The organism is Streptococcus suis (assembly GCF_016743335.1).
GTDB lineage: Bacteria > Bacillota > Bacilli > Lactobacillales > Streptococcaceae > Streptococcus > Streptococcus suis_Y.
Map to the genome: position 1 here is coordinate 1 of NZ_WCJE01000033.1, position 25245 is coordinate 25245.

A 25245-nucleotide genomic window follows, 5' to 3' on the forward strand; every position below is an offset into this window, starting at 1 on the left:
AAACGGCAATTTGCCGTTTTTTTATTGTATTGTTTTATGAATTAAACGTTTACTCATTAAAACCAATCAATTATGGGACAAAGGTTAATCTAAAGTCATTCTGTCAAGTATGATTTAAAATCTTGATAATTTTTGTTTGTGGCTAGTTCTGGATTTTCACCAAAGAAAACTTTTCCAGCTTCTTTATCATTCATTAGATAATACCTAAACCAGGCTGTCATATAGGCATCAAACTGCAAGTATGAGTCACCATGGTCAACATTCGTTTTTCGTACATAAACTTTATCAACATTTGTTAGAAGATTAAAATTTTCTTCCAAACTCCACAAGGGTGTGATCCCTTGCATGATTCCTGCCTTTTCATCAGACTCCTGATTTGCTGATGTTGCAGTTCCTGCGTCAAAAGCTCCTGTACCAGCAGTTAGAAAGGTTGGAACTGTCACTTTTGAAATGTCATATTGCCAACCATCTTGAAAAACATTGGAATGATAGGATGAGGTCGCACTCACAGCATATACTGTTTTAATCAGGTCTGCATGTGGCTGGATTGTTGCCATGTTAAAGACAGCTACGCCACCTTGAGAATGTCCTCCAATACCAATTTTTTCTAAATTCACTTTCTGATACAATACACTATCAGGATTTTCATTTTCTTTTATCAACAAGTCAATTGCAGCATTCAATGATTCCCCAGTTCTTGAATTTTCATCATCAGTTACAACCGTAATGAATCCCCAAGAAGATAAATGATTCAGAAACGACTGATATGTACCTGATTTCGACCCAGTTCCGTTTGCCCATAGGACAACTGGAGCATGAGTGTCATTTTTTTCAAGCTCACTCGGATAACGAATGATAAATTGACCAATATTTTTATTATCGGAAGGAAATACTTTCTCTGAAACCTCACTTGGCCCCATGGGGGCGTAAGTTTGTTCGATCACTCCAACAGGATTGGAGTACTTGTAATATGAGTCAGTTCTCTGCTTAGCTAGAAAACCAAATGCCAAGACTGCTACCAAAACGATACCGATGATCACTAACAACGTAATGATTATTACTTTCAAAAATTTCATCTCTTCATTCTCCGAATTAGTTATTGACAGGCATGTAGAGATTCAAGTACTCTTCAACAGTCTCCATATATTCTTGGTAAAGTTTGCTATCATTTTGTAATCCATGACCGGAGTGTGGCATTTCAAAATACTTGTAATCAATTTTATTTTCTTCCAAAGTCTGTAAAAGTCGCTGTGATGCTTGGAATGGTTGCATTTTGTCATGTGTACCATAAGCGACAACAGTAGCTGGTGAATTTTCCGTAATCCACTCAGAAGCAGCAATCGGTTTGACTTTTTCAAGATAGCTACCATCTGCTATCATTTCCGCAGTGATTTCTTCACCACTCATGACGCTTAATAAATTTGCACCTGCTTCTCTTGATTCTTCAGTATCCTGACCCAAACCAAATATTCCCCAATCTTCTACATAAAAACTGGATGGACCCACAGCTCCAAAGGTTAATTTAATTGGAACAGGGCTATTTGCACCGTCACGATAAGAGTATAGCATCGCCAAAGCATGTCCAGCACTACCACCTGCTACTGCCATTTCATCAATGTTATAGCCATATTCTTTAGCTGCATCAATGACTTTGGGAATAGCTTCCTTAATTTCGTTAGACTGACTCAGCACACTCGCAGTGTTGGTTTCATTTCGTAAAGTATAGTTAATTCCAGCTGCGACATATCCCTTAGAAGTTAACCAAGATAGCATGGCCTCATCATCGGATTTATCTCCAGTAGTAAAACCACCAGCATGAAGATAGATAACTAAGCCATAATGTTCTTTACTATTATCTTTAGGAAGATAAAGGTCAAATTTATTGGCTTCACCTTCACCATAGGCTAAGTCAGTATATCTTGTTCCTATATCATCTGACCAAGTAACGCTATAATCCTTGGTCCAAGCTGGTTTTATGGCAAATGTAGACACAATACCAAGTGCCAACGAAATGACAAATGTCAGAATGCTAATAAATACAAACATTTTCTTTCCCATCTTCACTTTTCTCATAAGAAATTACCTCCAAATAAGGTCCCTCCTAGTAGAGTATTCATCACAAATCTCATCAATAATCGACCGAGTACAAAACCCACAAGGGCGAGCAGTAGCAATATAATTATCCTTTTTTTATTAGCCATTGACATTCCTCATTTCTTTCTCCTTTTCTACTGATATATAATCTTGACAAATATTGTAGTTTTGCTATAACATGTAACAAGTGTATCACGCAAATGTCTTAGAGTCAATGCTGCTACGACAAAATGTAACAAACAAGGAGGAAGTGTAACATGACCCAAAACTTACGTGCAAAAGATTTTATTGTTCAAGCTCTTTTTAAGTTAATCGAATCAAAAAATTACGATGATATTACCATCACAGATATCGCAAAAAAAGCGGGTGTCACACGAATCAGTTTTTACAGAAACTTTGACAGCAAGGAAGATATCTTGCGACAAGAAATGAAGAAACGCTATGAAACTCAAAAACTCACTAAAGATACAGAGTTTTCAATCGGATTTATGTTCGAGTTCTTCAATCAAAACAAGGATCTAATCTCAGTATTATTTAAGAGTAAGAAAGAAGTCTTATTACTCGAATTAATTGAATCAGACAATATAACACAACTGCCACTGGAAGTAGCTTATAGTGTTGCCACAGTCAATTATCTACTTCTTGGCTGGGCAAATGCCTGGTATCAAAGAGGTATGGTTGATTCAACAGAAGAGATTTTGAAGAGAATCAAACAGTGATAATTATTCCAAATCTTCTACTGAATGAATCTCTATAGTAACCTTATCCACATTCAATTTTTTCTTGTAAGACTCTGTTAATTCCCCAAAAACTCATCATCCGTCTCAATCTCCAAAATCTCAATTAAAGCCTTGGCGGTATTTGTTAAGTGGAAGTCACTGTATTCAAAAGTTATTCTTTCAGCCTTGAAATATCACCGCCTTTGACACCATACTTGGTGAATAGGTATTCTAGTCGGTCTTCGAATCGTGTAGATGAAGAAAATTCTTTTAATCCTGTAAAATGAGACTTTTAAGCCTAATCCATCACATGAAATACTGCAAAACTTAAACTAGATTTGTCGGTCCAAATTTGACAAAATTGTGATTCGCAAGCCAACTGGCACGAAACGCAACCGAATTATCCAGATAGGCATTTATTACAATTTCATCGAAAAACTAAACAACAAAAAAGCGAGTCAGGTGGACTGACTCGCTACTATTAACCCGAATAACTGAACCGCTAGGTGTCAGCTCGGCTAATGTCCAGCTTTTTTTATTTGACAAAAAATCCCTTAGAAGCTCTGCCATTTTCACAGAAAAATGCCAGCCTTCTTAAGGGATTATACTTTATAAGATAATATCTTCTCTTTCAATGAGAACAATAGTCCACATCATGGCAAGTGTGACGATAGCCAGAGCAAGAATCAATGGCATCCAGTTTCCGAAGATTGGATAGCTATAACCGAGAAGGCCTGGTCCAAATGCTGCAATGAGATAGCCACCTGTCTGCACCATTCCTGATAACTGGGCAGTAGCCTGGCTGTTGCTTGTTTTCAAAGTAAAGCTCAACATCATATAGGGGAAGAGGGCTGCATTTGAAAAACTTAAAATAATGTGAAGCGCTGACCAAAGAATGAGATTGGTCGGAATCAATGCCATCATGACCAAACCAAGCAAGGTAACAGATGAAATAGCCAGCATGATATTTCGACGCATTTCTTTTGTCTGACGAGAAAGAACAGCTGGGATAATCATAGACATGGGAATAGCTGTCATATTGAAGAAACCAGCCATTAGACCTGCTTCTGCCTTACTAAAGCCAACTGATTGAGAAATAGTTGGCAACCAGGTAATCTCTGTATAGTAGAGGACTGATTGTAGCCCACCAAATATCAAAAAGGCAATCGCTGCTTTATTTTTCCAGATAGATGATTTCTGGTTTCCTTGGTTCTCACTTGCAAATCGATGGTTATTTCTTACATTAGGCAACCAGATTAGGAAAGCCATAAACACCAATCCTGTAATTAATAGAATAAAAAATTCCCAAGAACTAGAGGATACAATTGGAACAGCAATCATAGATGCAACTGTTGCCGCCACCCCCATGAGAGTGATATAAATCGTCGTATACAGACCAATTTTCTTTGAAAAATTAGCCGCAACCAAACTTGGTAGCAAAACATTAATAAATGCTATTGTAGCACCGACAAGCATTGTACCAATGTAAAGGGCTGGTAAGTTGAGAACTCGCATTCCTGAACCCAGTACCATAACCAGTAAGACTAGGGCCATTAGTTTTTCCATGCCAAACTTAGCCGCAAGACGCGGTGCTAAGGATGAACAGAGAGCAAACATGATGAGCGGAATAGAGGTTAAAATTCCTAATGAACTCACTTCTACTTCCAGTCCTGCTGCCACATCTGTCAAAATAGCTGGCAAAGCTGTAAAGGGGGCACGCATCACGACCCCTAGCATGACGATTCCTGCAATAATAAAGGGTGATTGTTTTTTCATTTTTCTCCTAAGTCTCCTAATGTTCGGATTTCAGCACTTTCGATTATACCATAGTTGACAAATGATAGAAAGTTATTTCCGTCTATTTTTTCTAGTTATAGTTTTTAACTATGGATTTGCCATGAAAATAACTATTTTTCAAATGATAGCTTATGAGTTAGAATAGGTTCATCACTAAAACGAAAGAAAGAGAGATACATATATGACAACTTCAAGATTCCAATTAGTCGGTTCACTTCTTCGACCAGCAAACTTAGGAGAATTTAAACGACAAATCGAAGCTCGTGAGGACATCAAATACCCATTCTATGATGACTTCGATGGTTACAAAGAAACTGAAGCTTCACTCATCCAAAAAATTGTTGCAGAACAAAAAGAAAACGGTTTGGATATTGTGACAGATGGAGAATTTGGTCGTTCAATGTGGCACCTAGATTTTCTCTGGGGCTTAGAGGGAATCGAACGCTACATTGCTGAACATGGCTATCCATTTAAAGACCATGATGGACAGATTTTTGAAACACGTAAGGATATTGGATTGCGTATTACAGGTCCTCTTTCAGCAAAAAATCACCATTTCATTGATATTTTCAAACAAGTGAAAGAATTAGCAGGAGAAACTGTAACCAAACAGACTATTTTCGGTCCAGCCCATGCCTTTAATGAATTGACAATTTTCAATGGACAAGTTGGACCAAATCAGGTCTACAAAACTCGTGATGAATTAAAAGCCGGACTCATCGCTGCCTATAAGGAATTTTTAGACCAGTACAAGGAAGCTGGTGGACAAATCGTTCAATTTGATGACTGCCTTTGGGAATTATTCGACCCTGCTAACCCTGTACCTTTCTTGCCACAAGACGATTCTGAAGCATTGGCTGCTTTGGCTGACGAGTTTGTTGCTATCAATAATGCTGTTATTGATTACGGGCATGAAATTGGCTTGACCGTCTGGACGCACAACTGCCGTGGTAACTATGAAAGTCGCTCTGCAGCTGGCGGAACTTACGAAGCTATTGCTGAAAAATTCCTGCGTGACCAAAAATACGATCGATTCTTCCTTGAGTGGGATGATGAACGTGCAGGTGATTTAAAAGCTTTGGAAAGCCTGCGTGACAAGAATGTCGAAGTCGTTCTTGGTCTACTTTCAAGTAAAACTTCTGATTTGGATGATGAAGAACGTGTTTACAAATTACTCGAGGAAGCAAGCAAGATTATTCCAAAAGAGCGTCTCTACTTGTCACATCAATGTGGATTCGCTTCATGTGATTCAGGTAATGAATTGGCCATCCCGCAACAGTGGGCAAAAATTAAACAAGGTCAAGAAATTGCAGAGAAGTTTTGGTCTTAAGCCACTTCTTGTTATTCGTGCATAAAAGCCCCGCCATTCGGCAGGGCTTTTATTTGTTTGTTAATCAATCCTAATATAGCAAAGGTGCCAACAGTAAAATCACAAGTAAGGCTAACAAATGCCCAACTGTCACTAGGATAAATGAATACTTGAGTCCACGTTTCATACTTATACTCTTCGAAAATCAAAATCAGACGTTGTTGACTTGATTTGATGAACTTCAGTTCTATCTGCATCTGCGTCGCCTAGTCTGTTTTTGATTTTCATTGAGTATTAATTTCGAAAGATTGTGGAAGGTAATCATCACGCCAGACTGAGGCACAACTGTCAAGATAGCTGATGCAACAACTACTACACGATGCAGCAACTCTGGATTAATCCCCATTTCCAAATAGGCGGGAAGGAAATTACTTGAAGCAATACCTACTGCACCAGAAGAGGAACCGATAATACCACTAACCAATGCTGTCGAAACAGATAAACTAATCAGCGGTGTTCCTGGTATTTGTTGAATCCATTCTTGAATGACTGCAAAACCTGCTGACAAGGTTAACACCGTCCCAAATGCTACTGTACTAGAAGTTGCAAAAGCAGGCACTATAGATGCCGTTGTCGCAGCATTCAAAATATCTTTTTGATTTGGCAAATATGGATAAAAAATCAAGGCTGAAATGAGAATTGAAACAAGCAAACCGATTGCTAGTACATTCGGAGTTTTACTCATTAGGAAAATCGTCCCAATAAGACTGAATAGAGGCAAGACTGATAAAAATAGATTTGGTGTCTTATCAGCTACCACTACTGCAGTTTCATCCTCTTCTTCTGTATACGTCTCTCCATTTGCTAGACTTTTCTTGAGGCAGTAGGCCATGTAGAGCAAGCCAAATACTAATAGCGTCAAGCTGGCTGCCAAACTGATAATGGGGGCCGCGGTCAAGCTAGTTCCCAAAACTTTTGTCGGAATAACATTCTGGATGGAAGGTGCCCCAGGAAGAGTTGTCATCGTATAAGTACCGGCTCCCAAAAAGACAGGAATTGGAAAAAGGGCCCAGTTAATATTCAATTCTTTGAAAAGTGGTCGTGACAGGGGAAGCAAGGTAAAAATAACTACAAAAATACTGACACCACCATAGGTCAGAATGGAAGCAATCAAAGTGATGGCTAACAAGCCCTTATAGGGACTATCCTTTCCCATTACTTTCAAAATGCTATTGGCAATCGTCTGCGTGGCTCCACTTGCCTCCATCACATATGCTCTGCTTCGACCATGACAAAAACGCCTTCTGGTTCAAGGGCATCTTGAAGTGCATGAGCAACTTGATGAGTTAAGCGCTCCTGCAATTGAGGGCGACGACTTGCTACCTCCACTGCACGCGCCAATTTGCTAAGACCTGTCACACGCCCCTTACTCGGAATATAGGCTACATGGGCAATGCCATCAAAGGGTACCAAATGGTGTTCACACATAGAATGAAAAGGAATATCCTTGACCAAAACAACCTCTTCATGACCTTCTGAAAAGACAGCAGTAAATTGGTCTTTTGGGTCCTCTTCTAAGCCGTTAAACATCTCCAGATACATCTTTGCTACTCGCTTAGGCGTATCTAAGGAGCCCTTCACGATTCGGGTCCTCACCCAATAATTCCAATAATTGATAAATGGTTTGTTCGATTTGTTCTTATTTTGACATAGTGCATCCTAAATAGTTTGATGTTCTTATTATACCTCAAAAACTGTTTTCAGAAAAGGGCTTTCAACATTCTAAACAACAAACTGTCCCCGTTCAGAATGCCAGACACTCTCACCTTTGTGATATAATAGGAACAAACTAACTACAAGGAGCTACTATGACCAAGAAACCTGTCCAACTGGCTACGATTTGCTACATTGATAATGGCAAGGAATTTCTTCTCCTTCATCGAAACAAGAAAGAAAACGATGTCCATCAAGGAAAATGGATTGGAGTTGGTGGTAAACTAGAGCCTGGTGAAACACCGCAAGCTTGTGCCATTCGCGAGGTCTTTGAGGAAACTGGACTTACTGTAACAAAGCATGCTCTAAAAGGAGTGATAACCTTCCCAGACTTTACTCCAAACACAGACTGGTACACCTATGTCTTTAAGATTACGGGTTTTGAAGGAAATCTTATTGATTGCAACGAAGGCGATTTAGAATGGGTTCCTTATGACCAAGTGCTCTCCAAACCAACCTGGGAAGGGGACAGACATTTTCAAGAATGGCTATTAGAGGACAAACCATTTTTTTCCGCTTGCTTCCGCTATGACGGGGACAAACTGCTTGATTATAGCGTTGATTTTTATGAAGAATAAGCTAATAAAAAACGAAAAAGGCTGAGCTCAAGCCCAGCACCGCTTCTCAACGTTAGTGTCAATATCTTAACGCAGTGGTTAATTGGCAGATTTGTTCGTGTTTTACACTCCAAATCTGACCATTACGACTGTTGCGAACAAAGTTCGCTCTATTTCCAACCTCAAAAGGTTCACTGAACCTTTTTGTAACGAACCTTGTTCGCTCTATCTCCAACCTCCAACAGTCACTACTCTGACTGTTGGAGCTATGCGGGGGTGGGAGTGAAACAGTCTGGGGATAGACTGTTTCAGCTCAACAATTGGAAATAAGGACTTGTTGACGAACTCTTCTATGAATGGTCGAGTTCTTTCCCACTCCCTCTTTGATATTACAAATACTTCTTCTTCGGCATTTGCTTGTTCAATACGACATCCAAGGGACCGGCTGACAATACTGTATCTACCAAACGTTTGTCTGTAATCTTCTTATCAAGGAGAACTTGATATTCTAAGATCAGCGCTTCTTTTTTCTTCTTGTATTTGAGGGAAATTAAGTCGGCTTGCTTGCAAGATTTACCAAATTGATTTTCAAAAAATTGGTCGTAGTCAAAATTCATTGGCACTGTTACCAAGAGATGTCGACGATTTTGATTGACTTGGGCAAAACTGATATTTTCAAAAATCAAAATACAAGCAGATAGGATGACCGTCATAAAGACAGCCAAACCTAGGAAGCCCATCCCTGTCGCTAGACCAATAGCCATCGCTAAGAGGACTGCAAGCATCTCCTTTGAAGAACCTGCCGCTGAGCGGAATTTAATAAGACTGAAAGTCCCTGCTACCGCAACACCCGCTCCCAAGTTACCATTAACTAATGCAATGATAACAGCAATCAAAGCTGGCATTAAACTTAGTGTGATGATAAATTCCTTTGTATAATTGGATTTATATTTATAAACAGCTGCTAAGAGTACCCCCATGGATAGACTAACTCCAAAAACCATGGACATCTGCGCTAAGGTAATATTGCTATTGGCCGTTGAAAAGATACTATTAAACAGCTGCATGTTTGCTTACTTCCTCTCCAGTGATGTTGTGGGCAAGCTTATAGGCATTGCCATACTTTGAAAATGATTGTTTTTCGATTTGGTATTTTTCGAGGAGGGCTACCAACCAGTCTGGTCGTTCTTCTGGAACTTTTACTTCCATGATGACTTTTGTTGGATCCAAAAGCTCCTTACCAAATTTGCCCTCCATGGCATCTACATCGTAATCTCGATAAAGTAAGTTCTTATCGATTGTGAGACGAACTTTTTTGTCTTCGATTCCTTTATAGGATACGCGATCGTAGTAGATATACATCTTCGGCTTAATAGTACCATAGCGTTCTCTCAACATTTCGAGTTCTGAGGTTACCTTATCATCCTTAATTGTGGAATCAATCACTCCATTTTCGATATAGTTTGTTACAGAAACAGGGTTTGAGGTTAAACGGTATTTATAGCCAATTTTATTTTCTTTTTTCTTGATTTCAAGAAAAGCTTGACTTGATTTAGATGGTGTCGCATCATAGACACGCATCCGAATTTTTTCTCGACCATTCTTTTTAGCAATGGAATCTTGAATCATATCAAAATCTTCATTGTCGAAATATATATTCGTAATGGTTGAAGTTGCAAACTCATCTGAAATCATATATTTCTGCAAATCTTTTTCTAGCAAGGCAAAAGTTTCTTTATCAACGATATATTTTGTTTCTTTACGCTTAAACTGTTTTTGTACGATTCTTGTTTTCATTATTGTGCCTCTTCTATCCTAAATTTTGACAGGTCCCTGTCTTGTTTACAAGATATAGTTTACCGACCAAGCTTTAAATGAAACTGAAAATAAAATTAAACAAAACTTAAACTACAATAAAGTTGAAATTCTTTTGTCACATTCTAATCTATGCTACAATAGTCCTATCAATAGTAAGGCAAGGAGAACCCCATGTACGAATTTGTCCTAGAATACGGCTCTTTCCCCGTAAAACTCATTGACGGTTTTGTCAACAATCGCTCAGAAATCCCTGATTTTCTCAAAGAAGACGAAGAAATGATTACCCGCTTGAATGAGATTAACGAACTCTTTCACCAACTTTTCTTAACCATCGAGTGCAAGTTTGACTACATCGGCAAGCAATTCCCTGACAAGATTGAACAACTACGAACACTCTATCATCCCCTGGCAGACGATTTACTAGCCAAGTATGGCAACCAGATAGAGTTGAAGATTGAACCCTTTATTTTGTAAGACAAAAGAGATGACCGCAATCATCTCTTTTCTTCTATTCTGTATTCCAAACCATACTGATCACGCGATAAGTAGCCATAATCCACCAAGTAGCGTCTCAATATAGCATAATCATCATAGACTTCAGCTAGAAAGGCATTGACTTCTTTTTCTGTGAAGGTCGAGCCTTTCTTAGCCAACTCTTCTTGTAAATAGGCAAACAAGACCTGCTTACTTTTTAATTTTTTAGGAATGACAAGTAACTTCCCATCTCGAAAAAATTTTTCTTGAATATCTTGAGTGTTCATACTTCCCTCCAAAAAATCCTAGCCCGCTGACTAGGATTTAGTAGTATAGTCTTTCAGTTTGCTTTTGTACTAGCTCCAAAGGTTTGGGAAACCTTTGGAGGTCGGAAATAGAGCGAATAAAGTTCGCATCTCAAGCTGCAGATAGCTTGCACAGACCAACAGTCTGTGCAAGGCTGGAAATATTACTTGCGATAGCAAGTCACAGCTGTCGAGTGCGACAAAGCGAGTTCAAATAATCTGAAATTATTTGAAGTTGGAGATAAGGAAACGGAGTTTCCTCATACGTCTAAGTAATAAAAGATAAAATGAAAGACAAAAGTTTAACGAATTTCAGCACCAAGCTCCACCAAAGCCTTACTAATTTTCTCCATATACTTAGCCACTTCCTCATCTGTCAGGCTATCCGCAGGATTTTGGAAGGTCAGGTTGTAAGCCATTGACTTCTTACCAGCCTCAATATTATTGCCCGCATAGACATCAAAGAGGGTCACTTTAGTCAAGCGTTTCACGCCAGCACCAGCAATGGCATTCAGGACATCCTGATGCTTGACATCGCTGCTCAAAAGCAGGGCAATATCACGGCTAACCGCTGGGAATTTAGAGATTTCGGTAAATGGCTGAGCAGGCTGGAGAGCTTCTTCAATCGCATCCAGATTGATTTCAGCCACATAGGTTTCAGGAATACCGTAATCCTTGGCCGTTTGAGGGTGTACCTGACCGACAAAGCCGATAACCGCCCCATTCAAATGAATTTCAGCTGTACGACCTGGGTGCAAGGCCGCAATCTCACTTGTGGCTACAAAGTCAACTGCCAACTTGTAATGACCAAAGATAGCTTCCAAAATCCCTTTGGCATGGAAGAAATCAACGGGTACAGCAGGTGTTTGGAAGTCTTTCTCAGCTACCAAACCAGTCAAGACAAGGGCAAACTTATTGATTTCTTGTGGCAGGTCCTCTTTTGGATTGCCAGACTGTTCAAAGATTTTACCGATTTCGTAAAGAGCCAAGTTCTTGTTCTTACGCGCTACGTTGTAGGCAACTGTGTCTAGCATACCAGACACCATGTTCTGACGAAGGGCAGAGCGATCAACGGTCATCGGCCACATGAGTTCGGTGACTGCGGTTGGACGAGCCGCAAACTCCACAGCCTTCTCAGGCGTTGTCAGAGCGTAAGAAATGATTTCTGTCAGACCTGCACCTTCTGCCAGGCTACGAACTTGGCGACGGATGTTCTGGGTCAGGGTCAGCTCACCTGCTGTTCCGTCCTCTTTCGGAAGAGTGGTCGGCAGATTATTGTAACCATAAATACGAGCGATTTCCTCTACCAAGTCTGCTGGAATGCGAATGTCCCAACGGCGACGCGGTACTGCTACTGTGAACTGACTTGCATCGCCAGTTGTTTCCATACCTAAACGACGGAAAATGTCTGCGATTTGTGCATAGTCGAGGTTGGTCCCGAGCGAGCGGTTAACGTAATCAATGGTTGCTGTGACTGGGACATCCGATGTGTCCACGCTACCCGCAGAAACGATGCCAGACAAGACCTGACCACCAGCCAGTTCCGCAATCATAGCAGCCGCTGTGTCCATAGCCTCCGTCAAAGTTGCTACGTTGATGCCCTTTTCAAAGCGAGAAGAGGACTCAGAGCGAAGGTTGAGGCGACCTGAGGTCTTGCGGATCGACTTGCCGTCAAAGAGGGCCGCTTCCAGCACAACGGTTTTAGAGTTGTTGTCAATCTCTGTGTTGGCACCACCCATGACACCACCGAGGGCAACCGCCTTGTCCGCAACGGAAATGACGATGTCATCGGCAATCAAGTCACGTTCTTCACCGTCAAGGGTCACTAGGCTCTCACCCTCTTTTGCCTGACGAGCCACGATTTTCTTGCCATCAAACTTGGCAAAGTCAAAGGCGTGCATTGGCTGACCGAAGTAGAGCAAGATGTAGTTGGTGATATCCACCACATTGTTGAGCGGGCGAATACCTGCGTTCATAAGCAGGTTTTGCAACCACTGTGGGCTCGGTGCGATGGTCACATTTTCAATAACACGGGCCGTGTAGGCAGTCACCTTGTCTGACTCAATGGCCACTTCAATCACTTCGCAGGCTTTCTTGTCGCTTTCTTCCAAGACAACAGGCTTGAAGTTGACCTTGCTGTCATAGATAGAAGCCACTTCGTGAGCCACACCACGCATAGAGAGGGCGTCGGCACGGTTTGGTGTGATGGACAGCTCGATAATCTCGTCGTCGAGGTCTAAGTATGAAAAGACTGGCTCACCCACGACTGCATCTTCAGGCAAGTGGTAAATGCCGTCCGCATAGACTTTTGGCACAACTGAGTCGGACACGCCGATTTCGCTCAATGAGCAGAGCATGCCCAAGGACTCAACTCCGCGGATTTTGCCTTTCTTGATCTTGTAGTTGCCAGCAATACGAGCTCCGGGCAGAGCGACGATTACCTTGATGCCTGGCTTGACATTCGGAGCACCGCAAACGATTTGCGTGATTTCTTCACCCACATTTACCTGACAAATATTGAGGTGAGTATCTGGAATTGGCTCAGCAGACACAACCTGCCCGACAACCAACTTAGAAAGGCCAGCACTCTTTTGCTCAACCCCTTCTACTTCAATTCCTGTTGTTGACATTTTTTCAGACAAGTCATGACTTGTCGCTTCAAAGTCAACCAGTTCTTTTAACCATTTGTAACTTACTAACATATTATCCTTTCTGGTGCAAAGGCCGTTTCAGTAGCCAATCCACATCAATCTTATCACCGACCGCAAATTCATGCTGGCCAAATTTTTCAAATCCGTATTTGGAATAGAATTTCTGAGCCTTGTAATTATGTTCCCAAACTCCCAACCAGACCCAGTCACAACTAGACTGCTCTGCTTTTTCCAAAGCAAATTCAAACAAGACCTTCCCAAGACCGCGACCTTGAAAAGCCTGTAAGAGATAGATACGCTGGATTTCAAAGGCATTTTCCAACTCCTGCTCCGTCTGGGCAGAACCTTGGTTGAGCTTGAGATAACCAGCTATTTGATAATCTATTCTTAGAAAATAGTGCTGGCAGTTGGGATCCGATAACTCACTAGTCAAGACCTCCAAGGAATAAGACTCCTCAAAGAATGCCTCCAGTTCCTTCGGGTCATTATCGTGAGCGAAGGTCTCTGCAAAAGTCTGCTTAGCCAGCTCCTGCAAAACAGAAACCTCCTCTAAACGTATAGGGTCAATCTGCATTTCATTGCCTCTCATTTCTAACTGGATTAAGTAAGCTGCTAGAGCAACTACCGCTTCTCTCAATCAACAATCTACTAATTTTATCAGATTACGACGGATTTCAAGCGAAACGATATTTTTAGCTTGAAAGCCTAGTAAGGTAGCTAGGAAAGTCGCTTAATGGCGATTTCCCTTCACTTACTCGTGCGGAGTTACGACGTTCTAAGGTTGAAAACGACATTTTTTCAACCTTAGAGCTAGTGAGACGATTAGACAGTTCGCCATAGCGACTGTCGTCTCATAAATAGGTGCTTCAGCACCATTTATGAGTATCGGAGTCCGACGGTTCAAGGTTGAAAACAACATTTTTTTCAACCTTGAACCTAGTGAGGAGAGTAGGTAGACCGCTAGAGCGACTACCGTTTTTCACCTTAAACAACCTGACAAACTTACTAAATCACGACGGTATTTCAAGCGAAACGATATTTTTTGCTTGAAATCCTAGTAAGGTAGCTAGGAAAGTCGCTCAATAGCGATTTCCGTTCACTTACTCGTGCGGAGTTACGACGGTTCAAGGTTGAAAACGATATTTTTTCAACCTTGAACCTAGTGAGGGGAGTAGGTAGGCCGCTAGAGCGGCTACCGTCCTGTTTCTAGATACTTTCAGTATCAGAAACAGGTCTCACATCAAAACTGCTCCGAGAATCGTACATCGCCTTGATAGAATCCACGAATATCGTTGATACCGTAACGGAGCATGGCAATGCGTTCCTGACCAAGACCGAAGGCAAAGCCAGAGTACTTGGTTGAGTCAATGCCACTCATTTCCAAGACTTGAGGGTGGACCATGCCGGCACCAAGGATTTCAATCCAGCCTGTTTTCTTACATACGTTACAACCATCACCACCACACTTGAAACAAGAAACATCTACCTCAACAGAAGGCTCAGTAAACGGGAAGTATGATGGACGAAGACGAATTTGACGCTCTTCACCAAACATTTTCTTGATAATCATTTCAAGCGTACCCTTGAGGTCACCCATGGATACATTTTCACCGACAACCAAGCCTTCAATCTGGTGGAACTGGTGGCTGTGGGTCGCATCATCCGTATCACGACGGAAAACACGTCCAGGCGAAATCATCTTCAAGGCGCCTTTTGAGAAATCATGCTGGTCCATAGTCCGTGCCTGAACAGGCGACGTATGGGTCCGCATAAGGATTTCTTCTGTGATGTAGAAAGTATCCTGCATATCACGCGCTGGGTGGTCTTTTGGCAAATTCATGCGTTCAAAGTTGTAGTAGTCTTTCTCCACTTCAAACCCGTCAACGATTTGGAAGCCCATGCCCAAGAAAATATCCTCGATTTCCTCAGAAGTTTGGGTCAAGACATGGCGTTTTCCGACCTTGACCTGACGACCTGGCAAGGTCACATCAATAGTTTCGGATGCTAATTGTTGTTGAATTTTTGCGGCTGCAACCTTCTGAGCTGTCTCTTCAAAGGCAGCTGTCAGCACATCACGCACTTCATTGACCTGTTTACCAACGATTGGTTTCATTTCGTTAGACAGGTCTTTCAAGCCTTTCAACAAGTCCGTCAAAGACCCTTTTTTACCCAAAACCGCAACACGCAGGTCTTGTAGTTCTTTTTCTCCTTGGTGCTGGATTTCTTTTAACTTTTCAAGCGTGGTTTGGCTTAATTCAGCCAACTGTTGTTCAATGTTTGACATAATTCCTCCAATAAAAAAACGCATGACACCACTCGTATCGGAGCGTTGTCACGCGGTACCATCCGTTTTCATCTGCTAAGCAGACCTTAGTTCTATGAACCTATATTCACAAGTGAAGTGCTTGCACATAAGAGATGGTTTTTCGCTAATCAAGGCAGTTTTTTGAGGGAATACTGACTGTATTTTTAAAAAAACTAACGATGAGTAGCTGAAAAACTAGCCTTAGATGGAAGTGCTGAACTGTGAATACAGGTTCTAAGTCCTTGCGTGAGTGAATTCGACCAACTTTCACTGATTGAGCTTGCAGTCACGGCTCAACTCCCTGGGCAGTTTCCATAGGTGTACTAGTCTCACAGACTTCTATTCAATTAAGAATATTCTATCAAAAATAAGAAAGTTTGGCAATTGATTTCTTTACTCATTTACTGCAATTTCCCCACTATGATAGTTGATACTGAGACCGCTCTGCACATTTGGAACGAACACATTGAACTCTAGGCTACCATCTGCTGCTTTTGCCTCTAGATGACTTCCGACTGGAACCAACTCATCCTCATCAGCATAAATCAAGGTCACGCGGTAACGAACACGTTTGTTCTTATCCAAAGCTTTACGAACTTGACTCTCAAAATAGTTTTGCCCCGTCGAATCCTCAGCCCTTGCCTGATTGGACCAAGCTGTTTGAACTGCAATATTCTTAGGATTGCTGGTTGAAGCATCAAAGCCTTTTAAACCGCCAATCAAGGCATAGCCCAGCAGATGCCCCCTATCAATCGCATGATCATAGGATCCATCCAAATCCTGTACCTGATGCCAGCCAGGCGGAGTCCATGAAGTCGAACCATTTCCTGTTTCTTCACGACTCTTATACTGTCGCGTTGATTTGGCTAAAAGGGCATTTGCCACTGTTGGAACCGTTTCCCCCTGCACAGTCTTTATCTTATTATCCGCATAAGGCTTGCTAGAGACTGAAGCATCTAAATCAGTCTTATTTCCGTTAATAATAAATGCTCCAGCACCATTCCATTCAATCAAATTCCCCAGTTGCTTTTTTACATCTTCTGTCAATACCGAACTAGCCAGTTCCTGACTAGGTGTGCTCTCGCTTGCCTTAGACTGATTGACATAATAGGAATAGTCAGCAACGTTACTGCTCTTGTTATCACTTAAAAGATAGCCACCCGCTACTGCAACAATCGTAGCCAATAAGCTGAGCAGACTCATCGCTTGTTTTTTTACATTTTTCTTCGCCATTTTCTCTCCATCAAAAAAGCAGGTCCAGCCTACTTTCCTGTAAATTTACCGATTAGTTCTTGCCACTTAGCTGGTGACAACACCGCAAATACATTGTCTCCATCTCCTATGACACCGTAACCAACCATTAATCCTAAAACAAACACCAAAATAGCAATCAACAAAACAACTGCTACTAAGATTAAATTTTTACCAACATAGCTAAGATTATCCTTATCCATTTTCATCTTCTCCACTCACACGTTCAATCGTTGCACCTAAAGCAGCTAATTTCTCATGAAAACGATAATAACCTCGATCTAAGTGCGTTAATTTACCTACAATCGTCTCACCTTCAGCAACCAAACCTGCCAAAATCAATGCAGCACTAGCTCGCAAATCAGTAGACATAACTTGAGCACCTTGCAGAGCTTGTCCTCCCGTGATGATAGCTGTATCACGCAAAATTTCCGAATGCAAATCCATCCGACGCATTTCTTCCAAATGCTGGAAACGATTCTCAAATACCGTTTCAATCATGGTAGATTCACCCTTTGCAACTGCCATTAGAGCTGTAAATTGAGCCTGCATATCCGTTGGGAAGCCTGGGTGGGGCAAAGTTTTTACTGTTACAGGTTTAAGCTTATCCACTTGCGAACGAACTCGAATCCCTTCAGCTTCTTCCGTCACCTCAACTCCCATTTCCAACATCTTAGAAATGAGTGGACGGTTGTGCTCCCAGACAGCATCCTTGACCAAGACATCGCCACCAGTCATTGCCGCTGCCACCATAAAGGTACCCGCTTCGATACGATCTTGCACCACTTGATGTTCTGCGCCAGTCAATTCTTCTACACCAGTAATCGTAATCGTCTCTGTACCTGCCCCCTTAACTTTGGCCCCCATTTTGTTTAGGAAAATAGCCAAGTCAACGATTTCTGGTTCCCGCGCTGCATTTTCTAAAACAGTGGTACCTTGCGCCAGAGTTGCAGCCATCATTAAGTTTTGCGTTGCCCCAACACTTGGGAAATCAAGATAGATATGAGCTCCCTGCAAGTTCTCTGCACTCGCTTCAATATAACCCGCACGTTGCTTAATTTTAGCCCCCATAGCTTGCAAACCTTTTAAGTGCAAATCTATTGGACGGCTACCAATTGTACAACCTCCTGGCATAGAAACCTTAGCATAACCATTACGTGCCAAAATCGGACCAAGAATAACAATAGAGGCGCGCATCTGGCTTACATACTTATAAGGTGTTTCATTGCCAAGACGACCTGTCGCATCAATGTCAATAGTCTTGCTATCTTCGTCAAATTTCACACGAACTCCCAGACCACGTACAACATTATTCATTGTATAGACATCAGACAAAATAGGAACCTGAGTCAATTTGGTTTGCCCTTGACTTGCTAGAACTGTTGCTGCCAATAAAGGCAGAACGGCATTCTTCGCACCCTCAATCTCAACCTGTCCTTTCAAACCGTTTTTACTACCTGTAACAATAATTGTATCCATTTCTTATCCTTTTCTTACTTAAATCACATATTTGCAAAAGAGCGTCCCATCATCAACAATTCTAAAAAGAAAGTCGAGACTAAGTACCCCAGTGCTATTGCCAGAAAGAGAATCAGCAAATTGATTTTACGCTGATTGTCCCCAGTCACCTTCAACCACCGCGACCAATCAACTGTTGTAACCAAGAGATGATGAGCCAGATAGATAAACAATATATGACTAAAAAACTGTAAAATTGAAATTACCATGTTTCCATTATACCATGAAATTAAAAAATGGAACTGAACCAAGTTCAATCCCATATATATTAATGTTTCCCGACACGAATACGATTTATCGCGCGTTGGAGGGCGACTGTTGCACGCATCTCCATATCAATATTACGAGCAGTCTGTGCTTCTTCCAATTCACGTTCCGCGCGCAATTTGGCACGTTCTGCACGACTAATATCAATATCCCGTTCCCGCTCAGCGGAATCCGAAATGACCGTAATAATATCCTTGTTGACTTCAATGATTCCACCATTGACCGCAATCCAGTCTACATGGTTTTCATCATCAACACGACGCACTTTCATTTCACCGATTTCCAAAACTGCAATCAGTTCTTCATGTCCAGAATAGACACCCATCTCACCATCAACCGTTTTGACCAAAACAAATGCTGCATGATGGTCATATTTGATACCGTCTGGTGTTACGATTTGTACAGTCATTTGTCCCATAAGCCACCTCTAGAATTTCATTTTAGCAGCTTTAGCGACCACATCCTCAATTGAACCAACATTTCGGAAGGCATCTTCTGGTAGATGGTCGTGTTTGCCGTCCAAGATTTCCTTAAAGCCTTTCACCGTTTCAGCTACTGGCACATAAGAACCTGGCATACCTGTAAATTGCTCCGCAACGTTGAAGTTTTGAGAGAGGAAGAATTGGATACGACGAGCGCGACCAACCAAGGTCTTCTCTTCATCTGACAATTCATCCATACCGAGAATGGCAATAATATCTTGCAATTCTTGGTAACGTTGAAGAACACGTTTTACTTCCATAGCTACTGCATAGTGCTCTTCACCAACAATTTGTGGAGCAAGTGCACGTGAAGACGAAGCCAATGGATCCACCGCAGGGTAGATACCAAGCTGAGTCAACTTACGCTCCAAGTTAGTTGTTGAATCCAAGTGAGCGAAGGCTGTCGCTGGAGCTGGGTCTGTATAGTCATCCGCAGGTACGTAAATAGCCTGAATAGATGTAACAGAACCCTTCTTGGTTGAGGTAATACGCTCCTGCAATTGTCCCATCTCAGTTGCAAGTGTCGGCTGATAACCAACGGCTGACGGCATACGACCCAAGAGGGCTGATACTTCTGAACCAGCCTGCGTGAAACGGAAGATGTTATCGATGAACAGAAGAACATCCTGCCCTTCCACATCACGGAAGTATTCCGCAATGGTCAAACCAGTAAGAGCAACACGCATACGGGCTCCTGGTGGCTCATTCATCTGACCAAATACCATGGCCGTTTTTTCAATAACACCTGATTCTTTCATTTCCCAGTAAAGGTCATTTCCTTCACGGGTACGCTCGCCAACTCCGGTAAATACAGAGATACCACCGTGTTCTTGGGCAATATTGTGAATCAATTCTTGGATAAGAACGGTTTTACCAACACCGGCACCACCGAAGAGACCAACTTTACCACCTTTTAAATAAGGTGCTAGGAGGTCGATAACCTTAATCCCTGTTTCCAAAATTTCGCTTGAAGTAGATAATTCATCAAAAGCTGGTGCCTTCTTATGAATTGGCTCACGTTCAAAATCTTCTGGAAATGCTTCTTCAAGGTCAATGGTGTCACCTAAAACGTTGAAGACACGACCTAAGGTTTCCTTACCAACTGGAACAGAGATAGGACGACCTGTATCGAGAACTTCCATTCCACGCGTCAGTCCATCTGTTGATTCCATAGCAATGGTCCGAACGACGCCATCACCAAGTTCCAAAGCAACTTCAAGCACAACTTTTTGCTTGGAATCATCATTTTTATATACAACGAGTGCGTTGTTAATCTCAGGAAGTTTATCTTCTGCTGCAAACGCAACGTCTACAACGGGTCCGACAACCTGAGTAATTTTGCCTGAACTCATTCTATTTCCTCTATTTCTATTACTCAAGGGCAGAGGCACCAGCTACAATCTCAGTGATTTCCTGAGTGATAGCAGCCTGACGAGCCCTATTGTATTGAATTGTCAAATCATTGATGACATTCTTAGCATTATCTGTTGCTGTCTGCATAGCTGTCATCCCAGCTGCATTTTCAGCAGTTTTGGCATCCAAAATCGCTCCATAAATAGTTGATTCTGCATATTGAGTCAAGAGTTGTTCCAAAATAACCTCACGGTTTGGTTCCAACTCAAAGGTAGCTGTATAACCGTCTGCTTCATTATGGTCCAAATCTTCTACAGGAAGCATCTGTTGCACACGGACCTGACTGGTCAAGCTATTGACATGGTGGTTGTAACAAACATACAACTCATCAAACAGTTCATTCTTATACATTTCAACAGACTTGGAAATGATTTTTTGAACCTCTTCAAAGCTTGGATTATCTGCTAAACCGCGCAATTCAAAGACAGGATTGATACCACGCGCACGGAAGAAATCAGCTCCCATACTACCAATGGCAATAATCTCATACTCGTCTTTCGAGTCATGGTCCTGTTCAATCATGCCCATCACTGCCTTCAAAATACTGGAATTATAAGAACCCTTTAATCCACTGTCCGATGTGATGACAATATAACCTGATTTTTGAACTGGACGGCGAATGAGCATTGGATTGCTCGTATCGGATGCCATCAATTCTCCACGCAAGAGATCCGTCGTAATCTGACGAACCTTACTAGCATAGATTTGAAACGATTGTGCTAATTGCTCTGATTTGGCTAATTTAGATGCCGAAACCATCTGCATGGCACCGGTGATTTGACTGGTTTTCTTAGTTGATGCAATTTTTGACTTGATTTCATTGAGAGAACCTGCCATTATTCACTCCTTTACTTAAAGACAGACTGGTCTTTGAAGGCTTGAATTGCAGCGTTCAACTCATCTGTATCAGGTAAATCTTTTGTTGTACGAATGACATCCAAAAGATTATCATAATGTAAATCAAAATAAGCATACAACTCTTCTTCAAATGCCAAGATATCATCAATTGGTACTGAATCAAGATAACCATTTGTCAATGCATACAAAATCAAAACTTGTTTTTCAACCGGAAGTGGCTTATGCAATGGCTGTTTCAAGACTTCCACAGTTCGACGACCGCGGTTGAGTTTGGCTTGCGTAGCTGCATCCAAATCCGAACCAAATTGCGTAAAGGCTTCTAACTCACGATAAGAAGCTAAGTCGATACGAAGGGTACCAGCAACCTTCTTCATAGCTTTAATTTGAGCCGAACCACCAACACGAGATACAGAAGAACCCGCATCAATGGCTGGACGGATACCTGAGTTAAACAAGTCATCCTTCAAGAAGATTTGTCCATCCGTGATCGAAATCACGTTGGTCGCGATGTAGGCTGAAATATCACCTGCCTGTGTTTCGATAAATGGCAGAGCTGTAATCGAGCCTCCACCCAACTCATCTGAAACCTTAGCTGAACGCTCAAGCAGACGGCTATGCAAGTAGAAAACATCCCCTGGATAAGCCTCACGACCTGGAGGACGACGAAGCAAGAGGGACAATTCACGGTAAGCCACTGCTTGTTTTGACAAATCATCATAAACAATCAAAACGTGCTTGCCTTCATACATGAACTCTTCAGCCATCGCAACTCCAGCATAAGGAGCCAAGAAAAGCAATGGAGACGGCTGTGATGCAGATGCCGTTACAACGATGGTGTAATCCAAGGCACCATATTGACGAAGGGTTTCCACCTGGGTACGAACTGTTGATTCTTTCTGACCAATAGCGACATAGATACAAATCATATCTTGACCTTTTTGGTTGAGAATAGCATCGATTGCTACAGATGTCTTCCCTGTCTGACGGTCACCGATAATCAATTCACGCTGACCACGACCGATTGGAACTAAAGCGTCAATCGCCTTAAGGCCTGTTTGAAATGGTTCATTTACCGACTTACGTTGCATAACGCCTGGAGCAGGATATTCAATCGGACGTGTCTTGCTAGTACGAATATCACCAAGACCATCTACAGGTTGACCAAGTGGGTTGATAACACGACCAATCAAGGCCGAACCAACAGGTACTTCCATGATTCTTCCAGTACGTCGTACCACTGAACCCTCACGAATATCCTTAAATTCACCAAGAATAATAATACCAACATCGTTGGTTTCTAAGTTTTGGGCCATACCAATGGTGCCATTTTCAAATACCAAAAGCTCTCCACTCATGGCATTGTCAAGACCTTGCGCACGGGCGATACCGTCACCGATATAGGTTAGGACACCAGTTTCTGTATAGTCAAAGTCAGGCTGAAAGCCTTCAATTTGTTGTTTTAGTAAAGCGCTAATTTCTTGTGCATTAATCAAAAGAACACCACTTTCTATTTCTTAAAGTTTTTTTCTAACGTCCTTCAACTGAGTTCGAACGCTTGCATCGATTACCTTGTGGTTGACAGTAACGACAAATCCGCCAAGTAAAGTTGGGTCCAATTCTTCAGAGATGTTATGAACACGTAGGGCAAATTGTTCTTCAACCACTTGACGAAGACGCTCTTTTTGTACTTCAGTCAAAGGGTAAACAGAAACCACATGGGCTTCAAATTCATTTTTAAATTTACTGATCTGTAGGCGGACACGTTCTAGTGTTTCAAGTAACAAGTCTGCATGACCATCACGAATAATATCCTCAATCAAATCATTAATTTGCCAGAAACTTGATTGACGAACAGTCCTTACAAATGCAGCCTTTTCTTCTCTTGATACCGTAGCAGACAGCAAGATACGATTGAGCTTACTATCATGGATAATAGAAATCAATTCAGAAATTTGGTCATACATATCCCAAATTTCTGCATGATCACTAACTTTTTCAACAAATGATAGAGCATATTTTTGCACGATGGCATTTTCTCTAGCGTTCATCTATTTGTCTCCTAGTTTGTCCAAATAACGATCAATCAAGTTACTATGAGCCTGTTGGTCCAAATCTTCCATGATAATTTTACCTGCCAAGTCAACCGCTAATTCTGCTACTTGAACACGCAAGTTTTCTTGAGCTTCACGTTTTACAGCTTCAATTTCTATTTGAGCTTTTTGCTTCAAAGCTTGAATCTCAACGTCTGCTTGCTCTAGAACGCGTTTTTTCTCCAATTTAGCACGTTCAACAGCATCTTGGATAATTTTCTGTCCTTCAACGCGACCTTGAACCAACTCTTGCTCACGTTGTTGAACTAGATTTGAAGCAGCTGTCAGCTTTTCTTCTGCTGCATCAATATCGTTGGCAATCTTATTGGCACGTTCTTCAAAAATACCTGTGATACGATTCCAAGCAAACAGTCGGATTAATCCAATCAATATTGCAAAGGAAGCTGTTACCAAGATAAAGTTTCCAAGAATGGTACTAGATTGCATTGTAATAGTTGTTACCATAGTTGTCTTTCCCTTTCTTACTCACTATGACCATGGATTTTTTTATTCAAGTACATGGATACCAGCATGACAAATACATAGCCTTGCAAACATGAAATGAAGACAGAAAAAGCTGTCCAAACAATGTTAAGAGCAAATGCGATTGGATAGGCCACTGCACTTTGTTGTGATAATTGAAGAAGAAGTGAAACCAAAACCTCACCAGCATAGATATTACCATACAAACGTAAAGCAAGTGAAACCAGGTTTGTAACCTCTTCTAGAATGTTCATTGGTGTCATTGCCCATGGTGTCACAAAATCTTTTAGATATTGCTTAAACCCTCTACGGCGAATCCCTTCAACATGACAAAACACAGTAGCAATTGTTGCCAAACCAAAATCATAAGCCATATTAGCTGTTGGAGAAGTCCATAAATTATGGCCGTCCGACGTTTCCAATTTGGTCATCAAACCCAAGTTGTTTGCCACTAATAGGAAGGTAAAAACAGTGAAGAAAAACAAGGCATACCTTTTAGCATCTTCATCACCTAAGTTTCCTTTTGTGAAATTGATGGTTAATTCGTAGACGTACTCTAGGACATTTTGTTTGCCCTTTGGTTTGAGTTCCATCTTGCGACTAGCCCAAAAAACAAGTGAAAAAATAACTAAAATGGTAATGACAGAAACCAGTACCATGGTCAAATCAAAAGTTATAGGACCTAGGGTAAGTGTTGGACTTAAATGTTCTTCCAATGGAGTTACACCCCTTTTCTATTTCTCTTTTGAGATACTAACCCAATACAAATGCCATCGCCAAAGTAACGAAGAAAGTTCCTTCAATAAAGGCAACACCCAAGAATACACCAGCCATCAACTTGCTTTGCATTTCAGGTTGACGTGCAGTTGAACTAAGGTAAGAAGCTACCAACAAACCCTCACCAATACTAACACCAAGACAGGCCAAACCTAAGGCCAATGCGCCTAACTTCATAACGAATTCTCCTTTAAAATTTTAATACCTAGATAGCATACTCCTATTATCTGCTTTTGTCAAGAAAAGACCACTATTGGAAGCGTTTAATTTCGTGCTATACAAACAAAAAGAAAAGACTTGATTA

Annotated in this window: 27 protein-coding genes and 1 pseudogene; 4 read left to right on the plus strand and 24 right to left on the minus strand. The window is 41.4% G+C overall.

The features are described from left to right. Positions 1–95: 95 nt before the first annotated feature. Both F9856_RS09075 and F9856_RS09080 read right to left on the minus strand, forming a co-directional pair. The gene (locus F9856_RS09075) at positions 96–1076 is read right to left on the minus strand and encodes an alpha/beta hydrolase family protein (protein WP_202106405.1); all 981 of its coding nucleotides are present in this window, start codon (positions 1074–1076) and stop codon (positions 96–98) included. Between the two features lie 16 nt (positions 1077–1092). Next, positions 1093–2073 (minus strand): alpha/beta hydrolase, encoded by a 981-nt coding sequence (locus tag F9856_RS09080; protein WP_202106406.1) that lies wholly within the window; start codon positions 2071–2073, stop codon positions 1093–1095. Between the two features lie 278 nt (positions 2074–2351). Between F9856_RS09080 and F9856_RS09085 the strand changes: the two genes are divergently transcribed. After that, positions 2352–2813, plus strand: a complete 462-nt coding sequence (locus F9856_RS09085; RefSeq protein WP_051176860.1) for a TetR/AcrR family transcriptional regulator — start codon at positions 2352–2354, stop codon at positions 2811–2813. Between the two features lie 609 nt (positions 2814–3422). Here F9856_RS09085 and F9856_RS09090 read toward each other — a convergent pair. Continuing rightward, a complete protein-coding gene (locus tag F9856_RS09090; RefSeq protein WP_202106407.1) occupies positions 3423–4589 on the minus strand; it encodes an MFS transporter in 1167 nt (388 codons plus the stop codon). 202 nt (positions 4590–4791) lie between these two features. On the opposite strand from F9856_RS09090, the gene F9856_RS09095 reads away from it, so the two are divergent. Further along, the gene (locus F9856_RS09095; protein WP_202106408.1) at positions 4792–5940 is read left to right on the plus strand and encodes a 5-methyltetrahydropteroyltriglutamate--homocysteine methyltransferase; all 1149 of its coding nucleotides are present in this window, start codon (positions 4792–4794) and stop codon (positions 5938–5940) included. An 11-nt stretch (positions 5941–5951) separates the two neighbouring features. Here the strand turns inward: F9856_RS09095 and F9856_RS09100 are convergent, their stop codons facing one another. The 3 genes and pseudogenes from F9856_RS09100 to folE form a co-directional block, all read right to left on the minus strand. Further along, the gene (locus F9856_RS09100; protein ID WP_002941418.1) at positions 5952–6176 is read right to left on the minus strand and encodes a hypothetical protein; all 225 of its coding nucleotides are present in this window, start codon (positions 6174–6176) and stop codon (positions 5952–5954) included. After that, on the minus strand, positions 6167–7186 hold the full coding sequence (locus F9856_RS09105; protein ID WP_236659591.1) for a GntP family permease: 1020 nt from the start codon (positions 7184–7186) through the stop codon (positions 6167–6169). Before F9856_RS09105 ends, F9856_RS09100 begins: the two co-directional genes overlap by 10 nt. 2 nt (positions 7187–7188) lie before the next feature. Continuing rightward, positions 7189–7612 (minus strand): annotated as a pseudogene (folE, locus tag F9856_RS09110) (GTP cyclohydrolase I FolE); the annotation flags it as partial. 175 nt (positions 7613–7787) lie between these two features. Between folE and F9856_RS09115 the strand changes: the two are divergent. Next, positions 7788–8270: an NUDIX hydrolase gene (locus F9856_RS09115; RefSeq protein ID WP_002941426.1), complete on the plus strand. Its 483-nt coding sequence runs from the start codon at positions 7788–7790 to the stop codon at positions 8268–8270. 368 nt (positions 8271–8638) lie between these two features. Here the strand turns inward: F9856_RS09115 and F9856_RS09120 are convergent, their stop codons facing one another. Continuing rightward, the gene (locus tag F9856_RS09120; RefSeq protein WP_044759317.1) at positions 8639–9316 is read right to left on the minus strand and encodes a DUF4956 domain-containing protein; all 678 of its coding nucleotides are present in this window, start codon (positions 9314–9316) and stop codon (positions 8639–8641) included. Next, positions 9303–10046 carry a polyphosphate polymerase domain-containing protein gene (locus F9856_RS09125; protein WP_172042662.1) on the minus strand — a complete coding sequence of 248 codons (744 nt, stop codon included), beginning with the start codon at positions 10044–10046 and terminating at the stop codon, positions 9303–9305. Before F9856_RS09125 ends, F9856_RS09120 begins: the two co-directional genes overlap by 14 nt. Positions 10047–10238: 192 nt before the next feature. Between F9856_RS09125 and F9856_RS09130 the strand changes: the two genes are divergently transcribed. Beyond that, entirely contained in the window at positions 10239–10541 is a 303-nt protein-coding gene (locus tag F9856_RS09130) for a hypothetical protein (RefSeq protein WP_172042663.1), read from the plus strand. A 20-nt stretch (positions 10542–10561) separates the two neighbouring features. Here the strand turns inward: F9856_RS09130 and F9856_RS09135 are convergent, their stop codons facing one another. The 16 genes from F9856_RS09135 to F9856_RS09210 form a co-directional block, all read right to left on the minus strand. Next, positions 10562–10828 (minus strand): DUF2087 domain-containing protein, encoded by a 267-nt coding sequence (locus tag F9856_RS09135; protein WP_014637821.1) that lies wholly within the window; start codon positions 10826–10828, stop codon positions 10562–10564. Between the two features lie 320 nt (positions 10829–11148). Beyond that, a complete protein-coding gene (gene pheT / locus F9856_RS09140; protein ID WP_202106409.1) occupies positions 11149–13548 on the minus strand; it encodes a phenylalanine--tRNA ligase subunit beta in 2400 nt (799 codons plus the stop codon). 1 nt (position 13549) lies between these two features. Next, a complete protein-coding gene (locus tag F9856_RS09145) occupies positions 13550–14071 on the minus strand; it encodes a GNAT family N-acetyltransferase (protein WP_044690602.1) in 522 nt (173 codons plus the stop codon). 666 nt (positions 14072–14737) lie between these two features. Next, positions 14738–15781, minus strand: coding sequence for a phenylalanine--tRNA ligase subunit alpha (pheS, locus tag F9856_RS09150; RefSeq protein WP_024403151.1), 1044 nt, complete (start codon positions 15779–15781; stop codon positions 14738–14740). A gap of 414 nt (positions 15782–16195) precedes the next feature. Further along, positions 16196–17035 carry a DNA/RNA non-specific endonuclease gene (locus F9856_RS09155; RefSeq protein ID WP_125065270.1) on the minus strand — a complete coding sequence of 280 codons (840 nt, stop codon included), beginning with the start codon at positions 17033–17035 and terminating at the stop codon, positions 16196–16198. A 29-nt stretch (positions 17036–17064) separates the two neighbouring features. After that, on the minus strand, positions 17065–17256 hold the full coding sequence (locus F9856_RS09160) for a DNA-directed RNA polymerase subunit beta (RefSeq protein WP_002936005.1): 192 nt from the start codon (positions 17254–17256) through the stop codon (positions 17065–17067). Further along, complete coding sequence (gene murA, locus F9856_RS09165) at positions 17249–18532, minus strand: UDP-N-acetylglucosamine 1-carboxyvinyltransferase (protein WP_100881512.1); 1284 nt, start codon at positions 18530–18532, stop codon at positions 17249–17251. Before murA ends, F9856_RS09160 begins: the two co-directional genes overlap by 8 nt. 23 nt (positions 18533–18555) lie before the next feature. Then, positions 18556–18780 (minus strand): DUF1146 family protein, encoded by a 225-nt coding sequence (locus F9856_RS09170; protein ID WP_012775178.1) that lies wholly within the window; start codon positions 18778–18780, stop codon positions 18556–18558. 59 nt (positions 18781–18839) lie between these two features. Then, positions 18840–19256 (minus strand): F0F1 ATP synthase subunit epsilon, encoded by a 417-nt coding sequence (locus F9856_RS09175; protein WP_002936007.1) that lies wholly within the window; start codon positions 19254–19256, stop codon positions 18840–18842. A gap of 9 nt (positions 19257–19265) precedes the next feature. Continuing rightward, a complete protein-coding gene (gene atpD / locus F9856_RS09180; protein ID WP_202106410.1) occupies positions 19266–20672 on the minus strand; it encodes a F0F1 ATP synthase subunit beta in 1407 nt (468 codons plus the stop codon). Between the two features lie 19 nt (positions 20673–20691). Beyond that, positions 20692–21570 (minus strand): F0F1 ATP synthase subunit gamma, encoded by an 879-nt coding sequence (locus F9856_RS09185; RefSeq protein ID WP_002936012.1) that lies wholly within the window; start codon positions 21568–21570, stop codon positions 20692–20694. A gap of 11 nt (positions 21571–21581) precedes the next feature. Beyond that, the gene (atpA, locus tag F9856_RS09190) at positions 21582–23102 is read right to left on the minus strand and encodes a F0F1 ATP synthase subunit alpha (protein ID WP_202106414.1); all 1521 of its coding nucleotides are present in this window, start codon (positions 23100–23102) and stop codon (positions 21582–21584) included. Between the two features lie 3 nt (positions 23103–23105). Continuing rightward, the gene (locus F9856_RS09195; RefSeq protein ID WP_202106411.1) at positions 23106–23639 is read right to left on the minus strand and encodes a F0F1 ATP synthase subunit delta; all 534 of its coding nucleotides are present in this window, start codon (positions 23637–23639) and stop codon (positions 23106–23108) included. Then, positions 23640–24146, minus strand: coding sequence for a F0F1 ATP synthase subunit B (atpF, locus tag F9856_RS09200; protein ID WP_202106412.1), 507 nt, complete (start codon positions 24144–24146; stop codon positions 23640–23642). It lies immediately after the preceding gene. Between the two features lie 17 nt (positions 24147–24163). Further along, positions 24164–24880, minus strand: a complete 717-nt coding sequence (gene atpB / locus F9856_RS09205; RefSeq protein ID WP_202106413.1) for a F0F1 ATP synthase subunit A — start codon at positions 24878–24880, stop codon at positions 24164–24166. A 37-nt stretch (positions 24881–24917) separates the two neighbouring features. Beyond that, positions 24918–25118 carry a F0F1 ATP synthase subunit C gene (locus F9856_RS09210; protein ID WP_105106455.1) on the minus strand — a complete coding sequence of 67 codons (201 nt, stop codon included), beginning with the start codon at positions 25116–25118 and terminating at the stop codon, positions 24918–24920. Between the last annotated feature and the right edge of the window lie 127 nt (positions 25119–25245).

Excerpts from the sequence above, each read along its gene's own strand:
- F9856_RS09075 (WP_202106405.1), bottom strand. The coding sequence starts at position 1,076 with ATGAAATTTTTGAAAGTAATAATCATTACGTTGTTAGTGATCATCGGT.
- F9856_RS09080 (WP_202106406.1), bottom strand. The coding sequence starts at position 2,073 with ATGAGAAAAGTGAAGATGGGAAAGAAAATGTTTGTATTTATTAGCATT.
- F9856_RS09085 (WP_051176860.1), top strand. The coding sequence starts at position 2,352 with ATGACCCAAAACTTACGTGCAAAAGATTTTATTGTTCAAGCTCTTTTT.
- F9856_RS09090 (WP_202106407.1), bottom strand. The coding sequence starts at position 4,589 with ATGAAAAAACAATCACCCTTTATTATTGCAGGAATCGTCATGCTAGGG.
- F9856_RS09095 (WP_202106408.1), top strand. The coding sequence starts at position 4,792 with ATGACAACTTCAAGATTCCAATTAGTCGGTTCACTTCTTCGACCAGCA.
- F9856_RS09100 (WP_002941418.1), bottom strand. The coding sequence starts at position 6,176 with ATGCAGATAGAACTGAAGTTCATCAAATCAAGTCAACAACGTCTGATT.
- F9856_RS09105 (WP_236659591.1), bottom strand. The coding sequence starts at position 7,186 with ATGGAGGCAAGTGGAGCCACGCAGACGATTGCCAATAGCATTTTGAAA.
- F9856_RS09115 (WP_002941426.1), top strand. The coding sequence starts at position 7,788 with ATGACCAAGAAACCTGTCCAACTGGCTACGATTTGCTACATTGATAAT.
- F9856_RS09120 (WP_044759317.1), bottom strand. The coding sequence starts at position 9,316 with ATGCAGCTGTTTAATAGTATCTTTTCAACGGCCAATAGCAATATTACC.
- F9856_RS09125 (WP_172042662.1), bottom strand. The coding sequence starts at position 10,046 with ATGAAAACAAGAATCGTACAAAAACAGTTTAAGCGTAAAGAAACAAAA.
- F9856_RS09130 (WP_172042663.1), top strand. The coding sequence starts at position 10,239 with ATGTACGAATTTGTCCTAGAATACGGCTCTTTCCCCGTAAAACTCATT.
- F9856_RS09135 (WP_014637821.1), bottom strand. The coding sequence starts at position 10,828 with ATGAACACTCAAGATATTCAAGAAAAATTTTTTCGAGATGGGAAGTTA.
- pheT (WP_202106409.1), bottom strand. The coding sequence starts at position 13,548 with ATGTTAGTAAGTTACAAATGGTTAAAAGAACTGGTTGACTTTGAAGCG.
- F9856_RS09145 (WP_044690602.1), bottom strand. The coding sequence starts at position 14,071 with ATGCAGATTGACCCTATACGTTTAGAGGAGGTTTCTGTTTTGCAGGAG.
- pheS (WP_024403151.1), bottom strand. The coding sequence starts at position 15,781 with ATGTCAAACATTGAACAACAGTTGGCTGAATTAAGCCAAACCACGCTT.
- F9856_RS09155 (WP_125065270.1), bottom strand. The coding sequence starts at position 17,035 with ATGGCGAAGAAAAATGTAAAAAAACAAGCGATGAGTCTGCTCAGCTTA.
- F9856_RS09160 (WP_002936005.1), bottom strand. The coding sequence starts at position 17,256 with ATGGATAAGGATAATCTTAGCTATGTTGGTAAAAATTTAATCTTAGTA.
- murA (WP_100881512.1), bottom strand. The coding sequence starts at position 18,532 with ATGGATACAATTATTGTTACAGGTAGTAAAAACGGTTTGAAAGGACAG.
- F9856_RS09170 (WP_012775178.1), bottom strand. The coding sequence starts at position 18,780 with ATGGTAATTTCAATTTTACAGTTTTTTAGTCATATATTGTTTATCTAT.
- F9856_RS09175 (WP_002936007.1), bottom strand. The coding sequence starts at position 19,256 with ATGGGACAAATGACTGTACAAATCGTAACACCAGACGGTATCAAATAT.
- atpD (WP_202106410.1), bottom strand. The coding sequence starts at position 20,672 with ATGAGTTCAGGCAAAATTACTCAGGTTGTCGGACCCGTTGTAGACGTT.
- F9856_RS09185 (WP_002936012.1), bottom strand. The coding sequence starts at position 21,570 with ATGGCAGGTTCTCTCAATGAAATCAAGTCAAAAATTGCATCAACTAAG.
- F9856_RS09195 (WP_202106411.1), bottom strand. The coding sequence starts at position 23,639 with ATGAACGCTAGAGAAAATGCCATCGTGCAAAAATATGCTCTATCATTT.
- atpF (WP_202106412.1), bottom strand. The coding sequence starts at position 24,146 with ATGGTAACAACTATTACAATGCAATCTAGTACCATTCTTGGAAACTTT.
- F9856_RS09210 (WP_105106455.1), bottom strand. The coding sequence starts at position 25,118 with ATGAAGTTAGGCGCATTGGCCTTAGGTTTGGCCTGTCTTGGTGTTAGT.